This window comes from Uliginosibacterium sp. 31-16 (genome assembly GCF_030730865.1).
GTDB lineage: Bacteria > Pseudomonadota > Gammaproteobacteria > Burkholderiales > Rhodocyclaceae > Uliginosibacterium.
The window spans coordinates 623,398-641,423 of the sequence record NZ_JAVALZ010000002.1; the positions used below are offsets into that span (position 1 = coordinate 623,398).

Genomic DNA, 18,026 nt, shown 5'->3' on the forward strand with positions numbered 1-18,026 from the left:
CAGGCACGGCAATGCTTATTGCTGCTGAGCGTTATTGAGCTTGGCCTTCAGCAGTGCGCCCAGATTGGTCGTACCACTGGCAGCGGAGTTGTCGGAAGACAACTTGCTCATGACCTCGTTCTGCTCGGCCTGGTCCTTGGCTTTGATCGACAGGTTGATCGAGCGGGTCTTGCGATCCACGTTGATGATCATCGCTTCGACAGTATCGCCAACCTTCAGGACGGTTGAAAGGTCTTCCACGCGATCGCGAGAGAACTCGGACACACGCAGGTAGCCCTCTTGGTCACCGCCCAGATCAACAACAGCACCACGCGCATCAACCGATTTGACGGTGCCGCGAGCCAGACTGTTCTTGTCGTGAGTGGCCACGAAGGAAGTGAAGGGATCCCCATCCAGCTGTTTGACACCCAGAGAGATACGCTCCTTCTCGATGTCGATGGCCAGCACAACGGCTTCCAGCTCATCACCCTTCTTGAAGTTGCGGATTGCCTCTTCGCCAGTCTGGCTCCAGGACAGATCGGACAGGTGCACCAGACCATCAATACCGCCCGGCAGACCAATGAACACGCCAAAGTCGGTAATCGACTTGATCGCGCCCTTCACACGGTCACCCTTCTTGTGGTTCTGGCCGAATTCGTCCCACGGATTTGCCATGCACTGTTTCATGCCCAGCGAAATGCGGCGGCGATCTTCGTCGATTTCCAGAATCATCACTTCAACTTCGTCGCCCAGCTGGACAACCTTGGTCGGGTGAATGTTCTTGTTGGTCCAGTCCATTTCGGACACGTGAACCAGACCTTCGATACCCTGCTCGACTTCAACGAATGAGCCGTAGTCGGTAATGTTGGTAACCTTGCCGAACAAACGGGTGCCTTGCGGATAACGACGGGAAATGCCGACCCACGGATCTTCGCCGAGTTGCTTCATGCCCAGCGAAACGCGATTCTTTTCCTGATCGAATTTCAGCACCTTAGCGGTCACTTCATCGCCAACCGTCAGCACTTCGGACGGATGACGGACACGACGCCAAGCCAGATCGGTGATGTGCAGCAGGCCATCGATACCACCCAGATCCACGAATGCACCGTAGTCTGTGATGTTCTTGACGATACCCTTGACGATCGTGCCTTCCTGCAGATTTTCCAGCAGCTTCTGACGCTCTTCGCCCATGGTCACTTCAAGCACGGCACGGCGCGACACAACAACGTTGTTGCGCTTGCGATCGAGCTTGATGACCTTGAATTCAAATTCCTTGCCTTCGAACGGCGTGGTGTCCTTGACCGGACGCATGTCGACCAGCGAACCCGGCAGGAACGCACGGATACCATTGGTCATGACGGTCAGGCCGCCCTTGACCTTGCCGGTGACAACACCCTTGACCAATTCGCCATCGGTCAAAGCCTTGTCCAGGAAGTTCCAGGCGGCGATGCGCTTGGCTTTGTCGCGCGACAGGCGGGTTTCGCCGTAGCCGTCTTCGAGGGATTCGATTGCCACCAGGACGTAGTCGCCCGGAGTAGCTTCGAGTTCACCGCGATCATTGCGGAACTCGTCGAGGGGGATGTAGCTCTCGGATTTCAGGCCGGCATTAACAACAACGAAGTTGTTGTCGATACGCACGACTTCAGCCGTAATGACTTCGCCAGCACGCATTTCCTGGCGATTAAGGCTTTCTTCAAAGAGAGCGGCAAAGCTTTCGTCAAAGCTTTCAGTTGCAGAAGTGGACATAGGGAAAGGACTCGGTACCGCGCAAGCACGGCATAGGTTAAGGATTGAAATACCCGGAAAATCAGGCCGGAGACAGATGAGACACCATCAAACGGCTACCGGAGACTCAAGCGACTGGCACGACACCACGCTGTACAGCGAGATTCAGCACAAAATGCACTGCGTCATCGATGGAAAGCTTGGTCGTATCGAGCACAATCGCGTCTTCACACGGTCGAAGAGGCGCAATGGCTCGCGAGGCATCGCGGGCATCACGCTCCTGCAAATCGCGTAGAAGATCGTCGATATTAGCAGCCAATCCCTTTTCGATCAACTGCTTATAGCGCCTCTCCGCTCTGGACTCGGCCGTCGCAGTCAGGAAAATCTTGAGGAAGGAGGCCGGAAAAACCACTGATCCCATATCCCGCCCGTCAGCAACTAGGCCAGGGGCCACACAGAATGCTTGCTGTCGCGCCAACAAGGCCACTCGCACAGCTGGCAGCGCGGCTATTTTCGATGCAGCGTTACCAGTTGTTTCGCGCCGCACATCCAGCGACACATCCTCTCCGTCCAGCCAGATGCGGCCATCAACAAACCCTGCATCAAGCTCTCGCCCAAGAACAGCCAGACCTGTTTCGTCAGTCAGATCCAGGCCACGCTTGAGCGCAGCCAGCGCCAGCAGGCGATAGATGGCTCCCGAATCAAGGTAATGCCAACCCAGCCTCTCCGCCACAAGGCCAGCGACGGTGCCTTTACCTGAGGCGGTCGGACCATCGATCGCAATCACGGGGACTGCAGCCACCATCACATTTGCTCCAGAACCTGAATACCCAGCAACCCCAGACCCGTTTTGAGGACACGCGCGGTCAGCTCACACAGCCGCAAGCGACTATCCCGCACAGCACCCTCACTCTTGAGTACCGGACAAGCTTCGTAGAAGCGCATGAACTGGCCTGCCAGTTCGTACAGATAGATACACAAAAAATGTGGCATGGTTTCACGTGCCACCGACTGCAAAGCTTCAGCAAAGCGCGCTAGCATCAATGCTAGCTGACGCTCGGCTTCGTCGTTCAATACGATCTGCGCATTCGCATCAAAGCCTTCTGCACGTCTGAAAACACCGGCAATCCGCGTATAGGCATATTGCAGATAGGGCGCGGTATTGCCTTCGAATGACAGCATGCTGTCCCAGCTAAAGACGTAATCGCTGTTTCGGTTTTTCGACAGATCCGCGTATTTCACCGCACCGATACCGACTACATGTGCTATTTCACGGCGCTGCGCTTCCGGCATTTCGGCATTCTTTTCGCTGACCAGAGCAAAGGCCCGGTGTTCTGCTTCATCCAGCAATTCGGCCAGCTTTACAGTTCCACCCGCGCGGGTTTTGAAGGGTTTGCCATCCTCACCCAGCATCACGCCAAAACCGACGTGCTCCAGCTTCACAACATCCGATGCATAACCTGCCTTGCGAGCCAGCGTAAACATCTGCTGGAAGTGCAAGCCCTGACGTGCATCCACCACGTACAGCGCCCGATCCGCCTTGAGTGTACCAACCCGATAACGCACTGCAGCCAGATCCGAGGTCGAATACAGGTAGCCGCCGTCCTGCTTTTGCACGATGTAGGCCTGCGCTTCACCTTCCTTGTTGCTGAACTCTTCAAGAAAAACAACCTGCGCGCCTTCGCTCTCAACCGCCAGCCCCTTCGCCTGCAGATCAGCAACCACCACCGGGAGATCGTCGTTGTAAGCGCTTTCACCACGCACATCTTTGCGCTCAAGTCCCACGCCCAGCTTTTCGTAGACAGCCTCACAGTGATGCAGCGACACATCAAGGAATTTCTGCCACAGCGCATTAACCTGCGCATCACCGCCCTGCAGCTTGACCACATATTCGCGGGCTCGCATCGCAAAGGCGTCATCAGCATCAAATTTCTGTTTAGCGCGACGGTAAAAATCCTCCAGATCCGACAGCGCGACATCGCCCTCCTGTTCCGACTCGATCAGATAAGCCGTCAGCATGCCAAACTGGGTTCCCCAGTCACCCACATGGTTCTGCGCAATCACCTCATGCCCAAGGAAGCGCAGCACGCGAGCCAGCGCGTCACCAATGATGGTTGAGCGCAAATGACCTACATGCATTTCCTTGGCCAGATTGGGTGAGGAATAATCCACTATCACACGTTGCGAGGCAGGCTGCGGCACACCGATACGGTCATCAACCAAAGCAGCATTCGCCAGACCCGCAAGAAACTCCGGTGCCAAAGTGATATTGATGAAACCCGGGCCAGCAATCTCCAGCTTGTCGGCAATACCTGCCAGATCGAGCTTCGCCACCACCTGCTCGGCCAGCTGACGCGGGTTCATCTTGCGAGCTTTGGCAGCCCCCATCACGCCATTGGCCTGATAGTCACCAAATTCAGGACGCCCGGCAGGCTGGATCACGGCCGGCGCATCGGGACAATCTACTGCGGTCAATGCGGCGCGGACGCGTGCATCCAGAAGTTCAATCAGGGTCTGCTTCATGGGTTTACTTGGTTACCGAGGCAAAAACCTCGAAATATTCAGGAAAAGTTTTGGCGGTACATTTCGGATCATTGATCCGGACAGGCACTCCGCCCAAGGTGGCCAGGGACAAGCACATGGCCATCCGGTGATCATCATAGGTGTCGATGGAGGCGTTTGCCGTGAGGTTTGCGGGCGGCATCACCCGCAGCCAGTCTGCTCCCTCCTCCACCGTCGCGCCGACCTTGCGCAATTCATTGGCCATGGCTGCGATACGGTCGGTTTCCTTCACGCGCCAACTACCGATATTGCTCAAGCGACAAGGACCATCACAGAACAACGCAGCCACGGCCAGCGTCATCGCCGCATCCGGGATGTGGTTGAAATCCATATCAAAAGCACGCAGCTTGCCACTCATCGGTGCTCGCGCTTCGATCCAGTTCTCGCCCATTTCAATCTGTGCACCGATGGCCTCCAGCGCCTGAGCAAAAGCAACATCACCCTGGATGCTGTTGCGCCCCACCCCCTCCACACGAACCGGGCCACCGCCGATAGCGCCGGCAGCCAGAAAGTAGGAGGCCGATGATGCATCACCTTCGACATACACCGTACCCGGAGACACATAGCGCTGCCCCCCCGGGATCACGAAACGCTGCCAGCCCTCGCGTTGCACCTCTACACCAAACAGGGCCATCAGACGCAAGGTGATTTCAATATAGGGCTTGGAAATCAGCTCGCCGATCACTTCTACCGTCGTTTCGACACCAGTGGTCGGCAGAGCCATCAGCAAAGCAGTCAGAAACTGGCTCGAAACATTGCCGCGGATTTTCACCACCCCACCGGCCTTGATCTGGGCCGGACGGATCTGAAGTGGCGGAAATCCTTCATTACCCAAATATTCAATGTTCGCGCCGATCTGGCGCAGACCATCAACCAGATCACCGATCGGCCGCTCGTGCATGCGCGAAACGCCATGCAATTTGTAGGAGCCGCCAGAAAGCGCCAAGGCAGCCGTCAGCGGACGGAAAGCAGTACCGGCATTGCCGAGAAAAAGGCCGGCATCCTTGTTGATAAAACCTCGCGGAGCCCCCGTGACGCAATAGTTCTTGTCGCCAGACTGGGCTACTGAAACGCCCAGCGTATTCAAGGCGTCGAGCATGCGCTCTGTGTCATCTGAGGCGAGCAGATCACGTATGTCGGTGACTCCCTCGGAGAGGGCTGCCAGCAGGAGGGTTCTGTTTGAAATGCTTTTTGAGCCAGGCAAACGCACCACCCCTTGCGCCTGCGACAGGGGTTTAAGATCCAGATATTCCATGAGTCTATTTCAGGTATTTTTCTGCCCAGGCATTGCGCGCAGCAGATGCCTCGGCAAACAAGGATTCAAGTGCCACTCCGTCGCCCTGCATCAGCAAGGCACGCAGATAAGCCAGTTCGGTCAGATAGGCGTCCAGCTCAGCCAGCAAAGCATGCCGGTTTGCCAAACAGATGTCCCGCCACATTTCCGGATGACTGCCAGCAATACGCGTGAAATCGCGAAACCCGGAAGCTGCAAAACTGAACAACTGTTCGGCATTGCCACGCCCCTGGATTTCATGCACCAAACCAAAAGCCAGCAAATGCGGCAAATGACTCACCGCCGCGAAAACCCGATCATGATCCTGCGGGCTCATCTGCCCCACCATAGCGCCGCAAGCGGACCACGCAGCACGTATACGCTCGATGGATTCCGGAGAATTTTCCGGCAAGGGGGTCAGCACTACCCGCTTGCCTTGATACAACTCGGCAAACGCAGCTGATGGACCACTTTTTTCAGCCCCGGCGATCGGATGCGCAGGCACCACATTTTCAAGACGGTGATTCAGATGACTGTAAACCGCCTCGAAAACATCCGCCTTGGTGCTACCACCATCGGTCACCAGCGTTTGAGGCTCCAGATGCGGGGCTGCAGCAGCCATCACGGCATTCATCTGACCAACAGGCATGGCCAGCAACAGTAGATCAGCCCCCTTGAGAGCCACACTCCAATCCGTTGCAACCTCGTCGATCAGCCCCAATTGGCGGGCCTCTTCGAGAGTTTCCCTCCGACGACCAATCCCAACAAGGGTTTCCACGAGACCGGCTTGGCGAAGCGCTAGCGCAAAGGATCCACCGATAAGGCCGACTCCACAGATGACAACACGCTTGAACATCTCAGCCTTTCAGCGCAACAGCCAGTGCAGCAAGGAAGCGGTCGTTCTCGGCAGGCAGGCCGATCGTCACTCGCAGCCACTCCGGCATACCGTAGCTGCTGATCGGACGAACGATCACCCCCTGCTGCAGTAGACGTCTGTTCACCCCTGCACCATCACCAACACGGAACGTCAGAAAATTACCCACGGAGGGAATGTGCTGCAGATTCATGGCTTCAAGACCCTTGATCAGCTGAGCCATTCCAGCACAATTGTTCTCATAACTGCGCTTCAGAAAGTCATCATCCGACAGCGCACCTTGAGCTGCGGCCAGCGCCAGACTATTGACATTGAATGGCTGACGCACACGGTTCATCAGATCCGCCACAGCAGGATTGGCAACCCCATACCCCACGCGCAGCCCAGCCAGACCGTAAATCTTGGAAAAAGTCCGCGTAATCAGAAGATTCGGGAAACGCGCCAGCCAACGCACGCTGTCGTAACGCAGCCCAGGAGGCAAGTATTCGTTGTAAGCCTCGTCGAGCAACACCAGCACATCTGCCGGCACACGCTCGAGAAAGTCCTCTATCACCGCGCCCGGCAGAAAGCTACCTGTAGGATTATTCGGATTGGCAATGAAAACGACACGGGTCTCTGGGGTAATCGCATCAGCCATCGCCGCCAGATCATGGCCAAAGAAGCGCGCAGGCACCTCGATTGCACGTGCCCCCACCCCTTGGATCGCCAACGGATAAACCGCAAAAGCGTGCTGGGAATAAACCGCATCAGCGCGAGCCGACAAAAAAGTGCGTGCGACAAGCTCCAGGATATCGTTCGAGCCATTACCAAGCACGAAGCAATCCATGCTCACGCCAAGTTTCTTCGCCAGCGCCTGCTTCAGTGCAAAGCCATTCCCATCGGGATAAAGCGCCAGCCCATCAAGTGGTGCCTGCATGGCTGCACGCGCTTTTGGACTCATGCCCAGCGGGTTTTCGTTGGATGCGAGCTTGACGATTTTTGCTTCATCAAGATCCATCTCACGCGCCAGTTCTTCGATCGGCTTGCCTGGAATATAGGGAGAAATAGCACGGATATACGCCGGCGCACGTTGCTCGACACTCATCATTCAACTCCGAGAAGGTGGAAGCCCTGCGGTGCTTCTCGCTCAAATCGCGGCAACGGGGTAAGAGCCCAGAACTTTGACGAAAGCGGCCCGATCCACCAGCGTCCGGAGCGCAGCGGCAACCGAAGGGTCTTCCCGGTGCCCCTCCACATCGACGTAAAAGACGTACTCCCACAGACCAGTCCGCGAAGGGCGGGACTCCAGCTTGCTCATGCTCACGCCTTGATCCGCGAACGGCTGCAGCAGCGCATGTACGGCACCTGGACGATTCGGCGCAGAGCAGATCAGCGAAGTCTTGTCACGCCCTGAAGGTCCTGCATCGTGCTGACCGATGACCAGAAAACGCGTGGTGTTGTTCGGGTCATCCTCGATATTGGCAAATAAAACAGGCAAATCGTACAGCTGTGCAGCTCTTTCCCCCGCAATCGCTGCTGCCTCGACATCATCGGCAGCCAGACGTGCCGCCTCGGCATTGCTTGAAACAGGCCTGCGCTCAATATCATGTGCATGATGCGCAAGCCAGTCATTGCATTGAGCCAGTGATTGGGAATGCGAGTAAATCCGTTTGACCCCTGACAAGCTCTTGGCACGGCTCATAAGGTTGTGTCGAATGCGCAGACTGACCTCACCACAAACAGACACATTCCCTGAGAGCAACAGATCAAGGGACCGGCTGATTGCACCTTCCGTCGAATTCTCGACAGGAACCACGCCGTACTCGACAGCCCCTGCTTCCACAGCATGAAACACGTCATCAATGGTTTGTTGAGGCATGAGCGCTGGCGAACCACCGAAATGCTTACTGGCTGCAGCTTCAGAAAACGTACCACAGGGCCCCAGATGAGCAACCTTGAGCGGCTGCTCCAGCCCAAGACACCATGACATGATTTCACGAAAAATACGCTGCACCGCCTCGTTCGACAGTGGCCCGGGATTTCTTTCTGCAATGCTGCGCAGCACCTGAGCCTCACGCTCAGGACGATAAAGTGGCCCTTGCTTCACTTCACCAACACGTTTTGCACACTGCGCACGAGCCGCCAAGCGCTCAAGAATCTCAGCATCCAGCCGGTCAATCTCGGTGCGGAGTTTCAGTAACTCATCACTCATTCCACGCCATCCTCACCCGCAGCTTCCTCGCCAGCCTCAGCAACGTCACTGTCGCCCTCTGCACTCTCGTCATCGCTATCAGCAATCTTGACGATGGAAGAGAGTCTTGAGCCAGCATCCAGATTGATCAGGGTAACACCTTGAGTGGAGCGACCAAGTTCCCGAATATCTTTCACAGGAGTACGAATCAACACGCCATTATCGGAAATCAGCATAACTTGATCAGTCGGATCGACCAGCACCGCGCCAACGAGTTTGCCATTCCGCTCCGAAGCTTGAATAGCAATCATGCCCTTGGTACCACGGCCATGCAGCGTATATTCACCAATCGCAGTCCGCTTGCCATAGCCATTTTCAGTTGCCGTCAAAACGCTCTGGGTTTCACCTTGAGCAACCAGCATGGACAATACGCACTGTCCATCCTCCAGCATCATGCCGCGCACACCACGAGCGGTGCGTCCCATCGGCCTGACATCGCTTTCATTGAATCGGACAGCCTTGCCTGCATCCGAGAAAAGCATGACATTGCAATCCCCGTCTGTAACAGCCACGCCGATCAGGAAATCTTCATCATCCAGACCAACTGCAATTATTCCTGCCTTGCGCGGATTGGAAAAATCAGTGAGCGGGGTTTTTTTCACTGTGCCTTGAGCAGTCGCCATAAAGATGAAATGACCTTCATCAAACTCCTTGACGGGCAATACAGCAGTGATCTTCTCTCCCTCAACCAACGGGAAAAGGTTAACAATCGGCTTGCCGCGCGAAGTCCGATTACCCTCAGGAACCTCATAAACCTTTAACCAATACAGTCGGCCACGATTCGAGAAACACAATATGAAATCGTGGGTGTTGGCAACGAAGAGTTGATCGAGGAAATCATCTTCCTTCATCGCCGCAGCCTGCTTGCCGCGACCGCCGCGCTTCTGGGCTCGATAATCCGTGAGTGGCTGACGTTTGAAGTAGCCGGTATGGGAAAGCGTCACCACCATATCTTCCGGCGCAATCAGATCCTCAATATTGATATCTGCAGTATTCAATACGATTTCAGACTTTCGGGGATCACCGAACTGCTCACGAACGGCACGCAGCTCTGTTTCAATGATTGCAGTAATGCGTGCGGGCTTGGCAAGGATGTCGAGCAGATCTGCTATTTCAGCCATTACATCGCGATATTCACCGACAATTTTGTCTTGCTCCATATTGGTCAGGCGCTGCAACTGCATTTCGAGAATGCGCTGAGCCTGGACCTCGGAAAGACGATAGCCCTGGGCCGAAAAACCAAAATCGGCAGCCAGACCTTCAGGGCGATAGTCATCAGACATCGCCCGGGCCAACATCTCCTCAACAAGCTGAGAGCGCCAGACTCGCTCTATCAACTCCCGTTTGGCATCTGCCGGAGTTGGTGCAGCTTTGATCAACGCGATTATTTCATCGACATTGGAGAGAGCCACAGCCAGTCCTTCAAGGATGTGACCACGCTCACGAGCCTTGCGCAATTCAAATACCGTACGGCGCGTCACCACTTCACGACGATGTGAAAGGAAGCACTCCAGCATCTGCTTGAGATTCAGCAGGCGCGGCTTCCCATCGACCAGCGCCACCATGTTCATGCCGAAAGTGTCTTGCAACTGGGTTTGCTTGAACAGATTGTTCAGTACAACCTCAGCGACTTCACCACGCTTCAGCTCAATGACCACGCGCATGCCGGATTTGTCCGACTCGTCACGCAGATCTGAAATCCCCTCGATCTTTTTATCGCCAACGAGCTCGGCGATTTTTTCAAGCAACGTCTTCTTGTTAACCTGGTATGGGATTTCGTCAACAATAATCGCCTGACGATTGCCACGCTCCATGTCTTCAAAATGGGTCCGCGCACGCATCACAACGCGACCACGCCCCGTGCGGTAACCTTCGTGGACACCATGCAAGCCATAGATCAGACCCGCAGTAGGAAAATCCGGTGCGGGAACGATCTTGATCAATTCTTCGATATCCGTATCAGGATTCGACAGCAGGGTCAGACACGCCTCAATCACCTCGGAGAGATTATGAGGCGCAATGTTGGTCGCCATCCCCACCGCAATACCGGCCGAACCATTGATCAACAGATTGGGAATGCGGGTCGGCAGGACAGTTGGTTCCAACTCCTTACCGTCGTAATTGGGCTGATAATCAACAGTTTCTTTGTCGATATCTGCAAGCAAGTCCGCAGATATCTTCTCCAAACGACATTCGGTATAACGCATCGCTGCTGCCGCATCGCCGTCAATGGAACCGAAGTTGCCCTGCCCGTCGACCAAGGTGTAGCGCAACGAGAAATCCTGCGCCATTCGCACCAGCGTATCGTAAATTGCCGAATCTCCGTGAGGGTGAAACTTACCCATCACGTCGCCGACCACCCGAGCACATTTCACATATGGGCGATTCCAGACATTATTCGCTTCATGCATCGCATAGAGTACCCGACGATGCACCGGCTTCAAGCCATCACGCACATCCGGCAGCGCCCGCCCTACGATTACGCTCATTGCGTAATCAAGGTAAGAGTGACGCATTTCTTCCTCTAAACTGATAGGCAGCGTTTCCTTGGCAAACGAATTCATAGGCGCTTTTGAAGGGTCCGGTTAAGTGCGCTAAAAGTTCAGAATTGTAACACGCTCTCGCCCCCCTTCTCAGATCAGCGCAGCCCTAAGCCACCATCCAAACATACCCTCCCATACAAGCGGGCCTGACCATAGAAGTCTGCGAGGCCAGATTTGGACGGCCTGCCGCCAAACGAAACCAACGAACAAGGCGAATACGGGACAATCGCTCACCCCCCTACCATACGGTGCGGACAAGCGACCCACAGAGCAGTCCACCTTCCAAGCTGGCACTAGCTCATGCACAGCTTTCGCGCCGGAAGCACGACAGGGCGTAGCCCACGTGGCATAAGCGCTCTGCACCGAGGCGCACCTGAAAGAACGCCTGATTGACACCCCGATCATTTGCACTCACCAACACGCGGCATACCCCCCAAAAAAAGACGGCCACAATTCGACGAACGCTCACTCACGCAGCAACCCAAACACCAAATTGGTCGTCTTGTTCAGAAAATGCAGCCTCAGCTGAAACAGGTTTGCTCGCTGCTAGCAGAGAATCAGCCTCACCAGTGTGGGTTTACGGCAATCCCCGCACTCGCGCTAGAAATTTGTTGCACAAGAGCAACAAAGAATTGCTGCGCATTTCACGCCTGTGGCAGAATGCTTCGAAGTGCTAAGGATCATGGCTTCAAGGTAAGCGCTGCCAAGAAAATTTGTTTGGTATAGCGTCAAGACATTGAAATTAGCCAAATTCTTTCTAGCCTATAATGGTAATCGGGGGCATCGGGAAACCGATCTGTCCATTGTTGTTCGCAATCAGCCTTGCAACGAGGAGAATATGAAAAAATCACATCTGTTCATTCTGGCAGCCATCGCAAGTTTTGCCGCCAGCGCTCAAGCACAAATCGTCGTCAAATCCGCCCCCATTCAACCCTATGTCATAGGATCTGGGAACATCGTGGAAAAAGACGGGCTGGGCAATTGTCTGCGCAGCAACAACTACTCCACAGATCTGATCAAAAGCGTGATGACCGAAGCTGGCAAGCCAGTCGGCGTTGAATGCGGTGAAATCAAAGCTGACGCTCCAGTTGCTGCAGCCCCTGTAGCAACCCCTCCCGCCGCTGTCGCGGAAAAGCCCGCAGCAGCGCCTGTTGCAGCACCAACGCCAGCTGCTCAGAAAGTTAGCTTGCCGAGCGATGCGCTCTTCGCCTACGACAAAGCCGACCTGAGCGACCTTGGCAAAGACAACTTGACCACTTTCGCTGACAGCGCCAAGAAACTGAAGGCTCTGGAAGTGATCATCGCCGTTGGTCATGCTGACCGCATCGGTTCGCCTGCCTACAATCAGAAACTGTCGGAGAAGCGCGCAGCTGCCGTCAAAGACTTCCTGGTTAGCCAAGGGATTGCAGCCAACAAGGTCTACACCGAAGGCAAGGGTGAAGCTCAGCCCATCACAGGAAAAACCTGCGAAAAGCTGGGAGCAGACAGCGGCAAGAACAAGAAGCTGGTTGACTGCTTGGCTCCTGACCGTCGCGTAGAACTGGAAGCTGTCGGCACCAAGTAAGCGATCAGTTCAGACTCAGAAAAAGGCCCGGCATTTGCTGGGCTTTTTTTCGTCCACCAACTCTGCGAGAATCTATCCCTTGAATGAGCAAGGATCTCCATGCACAGCATTAACGCCGACGAAAACGAACTGGCCAAGTTCAGCGAATTAGCTCACCGCTGGTGGGATCCCGAATCGGAATTCAAGCCGTTACACGACATCAATCCCCTCCGTTTGGAGTGGATTGATTCGCACACATCACTTGCCGGGAAGACCGTGCTGGATATTGGCTGCGGGGGCGGCATATTAACCGAAAGCATGGCTCAAAAAGGGGCAAGTGTCACAGGAATTGATCTGTCGGAAAAAGCTCTTTCCGTTGCTCGCTTACATCTCTTTGAAAGCAATCTGTTGGTAGATTACCGGCAGATATCTGCTGAAGAGTTTTCTGCACAGCAACCTGCTTCATTTGACGTTGTTACTTGCATGGAAATGCTTGAGCACGTCCCGGACCCTGGTAGCGTAATACAAGCCTGCTCCAGATTGCTCAAACCAGGGGGGCACGTTTTCTTGTCAACGCTCAATCGCAACCTTAAAGCTTATATGCTTGCGATCATAGGTGCTGAGTACATTCTCAATATGCTGCCGCGTGGCACTCACGAATATTCAAAATTCCTAAGGCCTTCTGAGATCTCTCGCTATTTGCGCAATGCAGGCCTTGATCTTCATGAATTTTCGGGCATGAGCTACAACCCACTAAGCAAAGCCTATTACATCAATCAGAAAACGGATGTTAATTATTTAATTTTCGCAAAAAAACAAGAATAAGGCCATTAAAAAAGGCTGATTTTACATCAGCCTTTTCGCTAGGTTTAGTCAAATTTCCGTAAAATTATTCATCATCTTGTGGCTTGAAAGCAGACATCAATTGCAATTGAATATTTGGAGGGGTCGCTTCGTACTCAGACAACTCAAGCGTGTAACTCCCCTGACCACCAGTAATCGACTTGAGGCGATTTTGAAAATCACTCAATTCAGACAAAGGTGCCCGCGCATTGATAGAAACCATTCCTGTACGAGCATTTCCAGTATTGGTTACTTGCCCGCGCCGAGAAGATATTTCACCAGAAACGTCTCCATAAGCATAATCGGGTACAGTTAGCTCCAGATCAACCAACGGTTCTAACACCACGGGTCTGGCATTCCTCACCGCATCAAGAAAAGCCTTTCGGCCCGCGGTTACAAAAGCGATTTCTTTCCCGTCAACGGGGTGAGTCTTCCCGTCATACACGGTAACTTCAATATCCTGTACGGGGAAACCAGCAATAGCCCCCGAACCCAGCGCTTCACGAACGCCTTTTTCCACGGCGGGAATAAAAACACCAGGAATCGCACCGCCCTTAACTTCATCTTTGAAGCGGAAGCCTTCGCCTCGAGGGAGTGGCGACACACGTAAGAATACTTCGCCAAACTGCCCTGCCCCACCACTTTGCTTTTTGTGCCGATGATGTCCTTCGGCGCCATGAGTAATGGTTTCTCGATATGGAATGGTTGGCGAGTGGCTATCCACATCCAACTTGTACAGCGAGCTCATCCGCTCTAACACCCTGCCAAGATGCAACTCGCCTTGTCCACGAATAACCACTTCATGTGTCGTCGGATCGCTCTCCACTTGTAACCCGGGATCCTCGACGGCCAAGCGATGCAAAATTTCTGCCAGCTTCTGCTCTTCCCCGCGCCGCTTGACTCGAACAGCCAAGCCATAAACTGCATGTGGAATAGGTAAAGGTCGAAAATGGATGGATGCATCTTCAGGCACATCATGCAGCACGGCATCAAATGCAACATCCTCAATTTTTGTAATCGCGCATATCTCACCGGGACCCGCGCTAATGATTGGCGTCAGCTGCTTGCCTTGAATGCTATACAAATGTGCTACTCGAAACGGTTTGCGCGCATCCCCAAGAAAAAGCATGCTGTCTGGTGTTATGGTTCCCTGCAATACTCGCAGTGTCGCGATTTTCCCCAGATAGGCATCAACCTCAACCTTGAAAACATGGGCGATCACATGATCATCTGGACAATGTGTGGCATTAAATGCTTCAACTGAAGCACTTTTCCCGTTCATCCATTTTTCAAACAAAGGAGGATTCCCCTCTAGTGGACTGGGCGCAAGCCGTACGATGAAGTCCAGCAACTCGCGCCCCCCTACATCAGCACGAGCCGAGGTGAACAAAACAGGTACAAGATGCCCTTCACGCAAAGCTTTCTCAAAAGCATCATGCAAAACGTCCGGGGCCAGCTCTTCTCCGTTCAGATAGCGCTCCATTAAGGCTTCATCAACCTCGACAATCTGTTCAACAATGGCACGATGTGCATCTTCGATGCGGCCAAAATCGGTCGAATCAGCAGACCGGTTAAAGAAACAGTCCACCACACGTTTTCCACCATCCGCAGGCAAATTGACAGGCAAGCATTCACGTCCGAACGTTGCCTGTAAATCCTCAAGAACCTGAGATAAATTCAAACGCTCAACATCTATACGGTTCACGACGATAAAACGACAGAGTTTTCTGGTTTGCGCCCATAGCATAGCTCTTGAAGCACTTATTTCGATGCCATTCTGTGGATTGATAACGATAGCTATTGTTTCTGCCGCATCAAGCGCGGCGATCGCTTGACCAGCGAAATCGGGAAATCCTGGTGTATCAAGAAGCTGGACACGCACCTCCCCTTGATCAATAAATGCGGTGGCGAGCTTGGCGGTATGTTGATGCTCTTTTTCAAGAGGATCGTAATCACAGACCGTCGTCCCCTTTTCGACGCTACCAGCCTGTGTAATGGCGCCTCCAAGGGCCAACAGATTCTCAATCAGAGTTGTTTTACCGGATCCAGCATGACCCAGCAAAGCCAGAGTACGAATATTCTGTGCGGCAGGCATCTTCGTGTCTCCTCTTGTTGATGTAGCATGAAGCGACACTACACCCGCTACATGCCCGTTTCAATCAGCATCGACAGCAAGCGGAAACTTTGCCCTTCTGGGCCTCAGCACGAGATTCGAATATCGGAGCATGCATCGAGAGCGGGGTTAGTGACAATTCTTCGAGGCGTGGAATGAGTTTGGCTTCAGCGCCTGCATCTGTCTCATTAAGCCTCATTTGAAACACGCTCACAAACGCCCTCTCATTCAGGCGTTACTTGCCAACGTTTAACCCTTGCCAGGGAGGAGTCAATACAGCCATACCTGTGTAACCAAGACCCAACCGGTAAAGATATCGAGACAGAGACCAATGCCTTGATCAGAAATACCCACAAGCATCACCAAAAACTCTATCAGTCACTGACTTGAGATCATGGCAAGACATTGATGAAATCGCTGAGCAGGGGTTTGGTCTAGTGTCTCCTTGGTCGTTCATTAGATCGTTTTTCCACCATATAGAACTTGCTCTGCGAGTGGTCAGAGAGATCGATGCCCTAGTGCATTGGTATCTTCGTTTGTTTCACGTTGTCCTAGGCTCGATGAATCGCATAAATAAATCTTGATATTGATGGCTAAGTTGAAGTGCTTGTGGTCTGTCATCTCTTTGCACAGATTGAATCAGTGATATTGAAAAGTAACCTTGCAAAAATATTTTTGTTGGCGGTCCGAAATCCAACAACATAAAGCTTCAAGAATAATGCTCGAAAAAAAAGCCAGCTAAACTGGCTTTCTCCATAAATAAAAACAATGTTTTAAAGAGACCCTTGCACAACAAGCACACAAGTCTGCATCAAAAAACTCGGAAACAAACCTAATAGTGCTATTGCCAGCACATTGACAGAAAGCAGGCAACGCACCCCAAAGCATGCTTCTATTCCTGAAAAATCAGCGGCAGGCTCGTCAAAAAACATGATTTTCACAACCCGCAGATAGTAGAACGCCCCCACCAGTGACATCACCACGGCCAGGACTGCCAATGCAGCGTAACCCGCGGACCAGAGCGCCTGCAGAACAAAGAATTTCGCAAAAAATCCGACAAAAAATGGCAAACCGGCCATTGAAAACATGACTACGGCCATCAGGCCTGCCCACCAACTACTGCGCTTGTTCAGTCCCTTGAAGTCATCCAGACTTTCGGCTTCAAATCCTGCTCGTGACATCAATAAAATTATTCCGAAGCCTGCCAACGTAGTAAGCACATACGTAAGCACATAGAAAAGCGAAGAGGCGTAAGCATTTGTTGAACCATGCGACGTCGTAGAGGCAAACCCCAGCAGCAGAAAGCCCATGTGTGAAATACCTGAGTACGCCAACATACGCTTCAGATTGGACTGGGCTATTGCAGTCAGATTTCCAAGAACGATTGAAGCTACGCCGGTAAAAAGAAGCATCAATTTCCAGTGTTCGACAAGATCCCACAACCCCAGCGCCAATAAACGGCAAACCATTGCAAAGGCTGCAAGCTTGGAAGCAGAGGCAATCAGTGCAGTCACTGCCGTCGGCGCGCCTTCATATACATCTGGAATCCACATATGAAAGGGCACCACACCAAGCTTGAAAGCGACCCCCGCAACTACGAATACCAGACCAAAAAGCAGAACAGTCCGATTGGCAGACTGGGGATCAACCAGGGAACGCGCAACATCAACCAACCCCAAGGATTGCGTCGCCCCGTAAACCATTGACATGCCATAAAGAAGCAAGCCAGAAGCCAATGCCCCAAGTACGAAATACTTCATGGCCGCTTCAGTCGAACGGATAGAGTCCCGATTGATGGCTACCAAGGCATACGAAGACAGAGAGAGCAACTCAAGACCGATATATACCGACAATAAACTGCCCGCAGAAATCAATACCATGACCCCGAGGACCGCAAAGAGAATGATCAAATAGTATTCAGCTGACTCCAGTTTGCGGTCTTGCAAATAGCGGCGCCCATATATGAGAACCATCGCGACAGAAGCGCAAACGACTACCTTCAGCAAATCTCCCAGAGGATCCGCCAAGTACATTTGTCCAAAAGTGAAGCTCATCTCGCTACTGCCCAGATACGCCAATCCGATCTGTCCCAGATTACGCAGAAACTCGCTGAAAGGAAGCTGTACATAGAGTTTGCCGATCGTTGCGGAGAAGTCGCGACTGACATGAATAGTCAGAACGGCTGCGAGCAACAAAGCCACATGCGTCATGTAATAGGCTATCTGGCTAGCGCGACGGCGTGCGAAGGAAACAAGCAGCAGAGTCAGCAAGCTGATCGCCACGACAGCAAGCTCCGGAGCTGCTGGATAAAAATTCGGGATCTGGAATTCCATCATGCGCC

Annotated in this window: 11 protein-coding genes and 1 pseudogene; 2 read left to right on the forward strand and 10 right to left on the reverse strand. The window is 53.2% G+C overall.

Going from position 1 to position 18,026, the window contains the following annotated elements; translation table 11 throughout:
* Positions 1–15: 15 nt before the first annotated feature.
* The 8 genes and pseudogenes from rpsA to gyrA form a co-directional block, all read right to left on the reverse strand.
* The gene (gene rpsA, locus Q9Q94_RS10655) at positions 16–1,725 is read right to left on the reverse strand and encodes a 30S ribosomal protein S1 (protein WP_305980047.1); all 1,710 of its coding nucleotides are present in this window, start codon (positions 1,723–1,725) and stop codon (positions 16–18) included.
* Between the two features lie 106 nt (positions 1,726–1,831).
* The gene (gene cmk / locus Q9Q94_RS10660; protein WP_371929840.1) at positions 1,832–2,509 is read right to left on the reverse strand and encodes a (d)CMP kinase; all 678 of its coding nucleotides are present in this window, start codon (positions 2,507–2,509) and stop codon (positions 1,832–1,834) included.
* Positions 2,509–4,227, reverse strand: a complete 1,719-nt coding sequence (gene argS, locus Q9Q94_RS10665) for an arginine--tRNA ligase (protein WP_305980048.1) — start codon at positions 4,225–4,227, stop codon at positions 2,509–2,511. Before argS ends, cmk begins: the two co-directional genes overlap by 1 nt.
* 7 nt (positions 4,228–4,234) lie before the next feature.
* Positions 4,235–5,521, reverse strand: a pseudogene (gene aroA, locus Q9Q94_RS10670) (3-phosphoshikimate 1-carboxyvinyltransferase); the annotation flags it as partial.
* Between the two features lie 4 nt (positions 5,522–5,525).
* Positions 5,526–6,395, reverse strand: coding sequence for a prephenate dehydrogenase/arogenate dehydrogenase family protein (locus Q9Q94_RS10675; protein WP_305980049.1), 870 nt, complete (start codon positions 6,393–6,395; stop codon positions 5,526–5,528).
* A 1-nt stretch (position 6,396) separates the two neighbouring features.
* Positions 6,397–7,497, reverse strand: a complete 1,101-nt coding sequence (hisC, locus tag Q9Q94_RS10680) for a histidinol-phosphate transaminase (RefSeq protein ID WP_305980050.1) — start codon at positions 7,495–7,497, stop codon at positions 6,397–6,399.
* Positions 7,498–7,539: 42 nt separating this feature from the next.
* Positions 7,540–8,604, reverse strand: a complete 1,065-nt coding sequence (gene pheA / locus Q9Q94_RS10685; RefSeq protein ID WP_305980051.1) for a prephenate dehydratase — start codon at positions 8,602–8,604, stop codon at positions 7,540–7,542.
* Complete coding sequence (gyrA, locus tag Q9Q94_RS10690) at positions 8,601–11,207, reverse strand: DNA gyrase subunit A (protein ID WP_305980052.1); 2,607 nt, start codon at positions 11,205–11,207, stop codon at positions 8,601–8,603. Before gyrA ends, pheA begins: the two co-directional genes overlap by 4 nt.
* 817 nt (positions 11,208–12,024) lie before the next feature.
* Here gyrA and Q9Q94_RS10695 point away from each other — a divergent pair.
* Together Q9Q94_RS10695 and ubiG are read left to right on the forward strand one after the other, a co-directional pair.
* Positions 12,025–12,750, forward strand: a complete 726-nt coding sequence (locus tag Q9Q94_RS10695; RefSeq protein WP_305980053.1) for an OmpA family protein — start codon at positions 12,025–12,027, stop codon at positions 12,748–12,750.
* Between the two features lie 99 nt (positions 12,751–12,849).
* On the forward strand, positions 12,850–13,554 hold the full coding sequence (ubiG, locus tag Q9Q94_RS10700) for a bifunctional 2-polyprenyl-6-hydroxyphenol methylase/3-demethylubiquinol 3-O-methyltransferase UbiG (protein ID WP_305980054.1): 705 nt from the start codon (positions 12,850–12,852) through the stop codon (positions 13,552–13,554).
* Between the two features lie 64 nt (positions 13,555–13,618).
* Here ubiG and fusA read toward each other — a convergent pair whose 3' ends face one another.
* Together fusA and nuoN are read right to left on the reverse strand one after the other, a co-directional pair.
* Complete coding sequence (gene fusA, locus Q9Q94_RS10705; RefSeq protein ID WP_305980055.1) at positions 13,619–15,667, reverse strand: elongation factor G; 2,049 nt, start codon at positions 15,665–15,667, stop codon at positions 13,619–13,621.
* Positions 15,668–16,458: 791 nt separating this feature from the next.
* Positions 16,459–18,018: an NADH-quinone oxidoreductase subunit NuoN gene (gene nuoN, locus Q9Q94_RS10710; protein ID WP_305980284.1), complete on the reverse strand. Its 1,560-nt coding sequence runs from the start codon at positions 18,016–18,018 to the stop codon at positions 16,459–16,461.
* Positions 18,019–18,026: the final 8 nt, after the last annotated feature.

Bases quoted from the DNA above. Each gene is read 5' to 3' on its own strand.
- ubiG (WP_305980054.1), top strand. From the start codon at position 12,850: ATGCACAGCATTAACGCCGACGAAAACGAACTGGCCAAGTTCAGCGAA.
- nuoN (WP_305980284.1), bottom strand. From the start codon at position 18,018: ATGGAATTCCAGATCCCGAATTTTTATCCAGCAGCTCCGGAGCTTGCT.
- argS (WP_305980048.1), bottom strand. From the start codon at position 4,227: ATGAAGCAGACCCTGATTGAACTTCTGGATGCACGCGTCCGCGCCGCA.
- hisC (WP_305980050.1), bottom strand. From the start codon at position 7,497: ATGAGTGTCGAGCAACGTGCGCCGGCGTATATCCGTGCTATTTCTCCC.
- rpsA (WP_305980047.1), bottom strand. From the start codon at position 1,725: ATGTCCACTTCTGCAACTGAAAGCTTTGACGAAAGCTTTGCCGCTCTC.
- Q9Q94_RS10675 (WP_305980049.1), bottom strand. From the start codon at position 6,395: ATGTTCAAGCGTGTTGTCATCTGTGGAGTCGGCCTTATCGGTGGATCC.
- gyrA (WP_305980052.1), bottom strand. From the start codon at position 11,207: ATGAATTCGTTTGCCAAGGAAACGCTGCCTATCAGTTTAGAGGAAGAA.
- cmk (WP_371929840.1), bottom strand. From the start codon at position 2,509: ATGGTGGCTGCAGTCCCCGTGATTGCGATCGATGGTCCGACCGCCTCA.
- Q9Q94_RS10695 (WP_305980053.1), top strand. From the start codon at position 12,025: ATGAAAAAATCACATCTGTTCATTCTGGCAGCCATCGCAAGTTTTGCC.
- pheA (WP_305980051.1), bottom strand. From the start codon at position 8,604: ATGAGTGATGAGTTACTGAAACTCCGCACCGAGATTGACCGGCTGGAT.
- fusA (WP_305980055.1), bottom strand. From the start codon at position 15,667: ATGCCTGCCGCACAGAATATTCGTACTCTGGCTTTGCTGGGTCATGCT.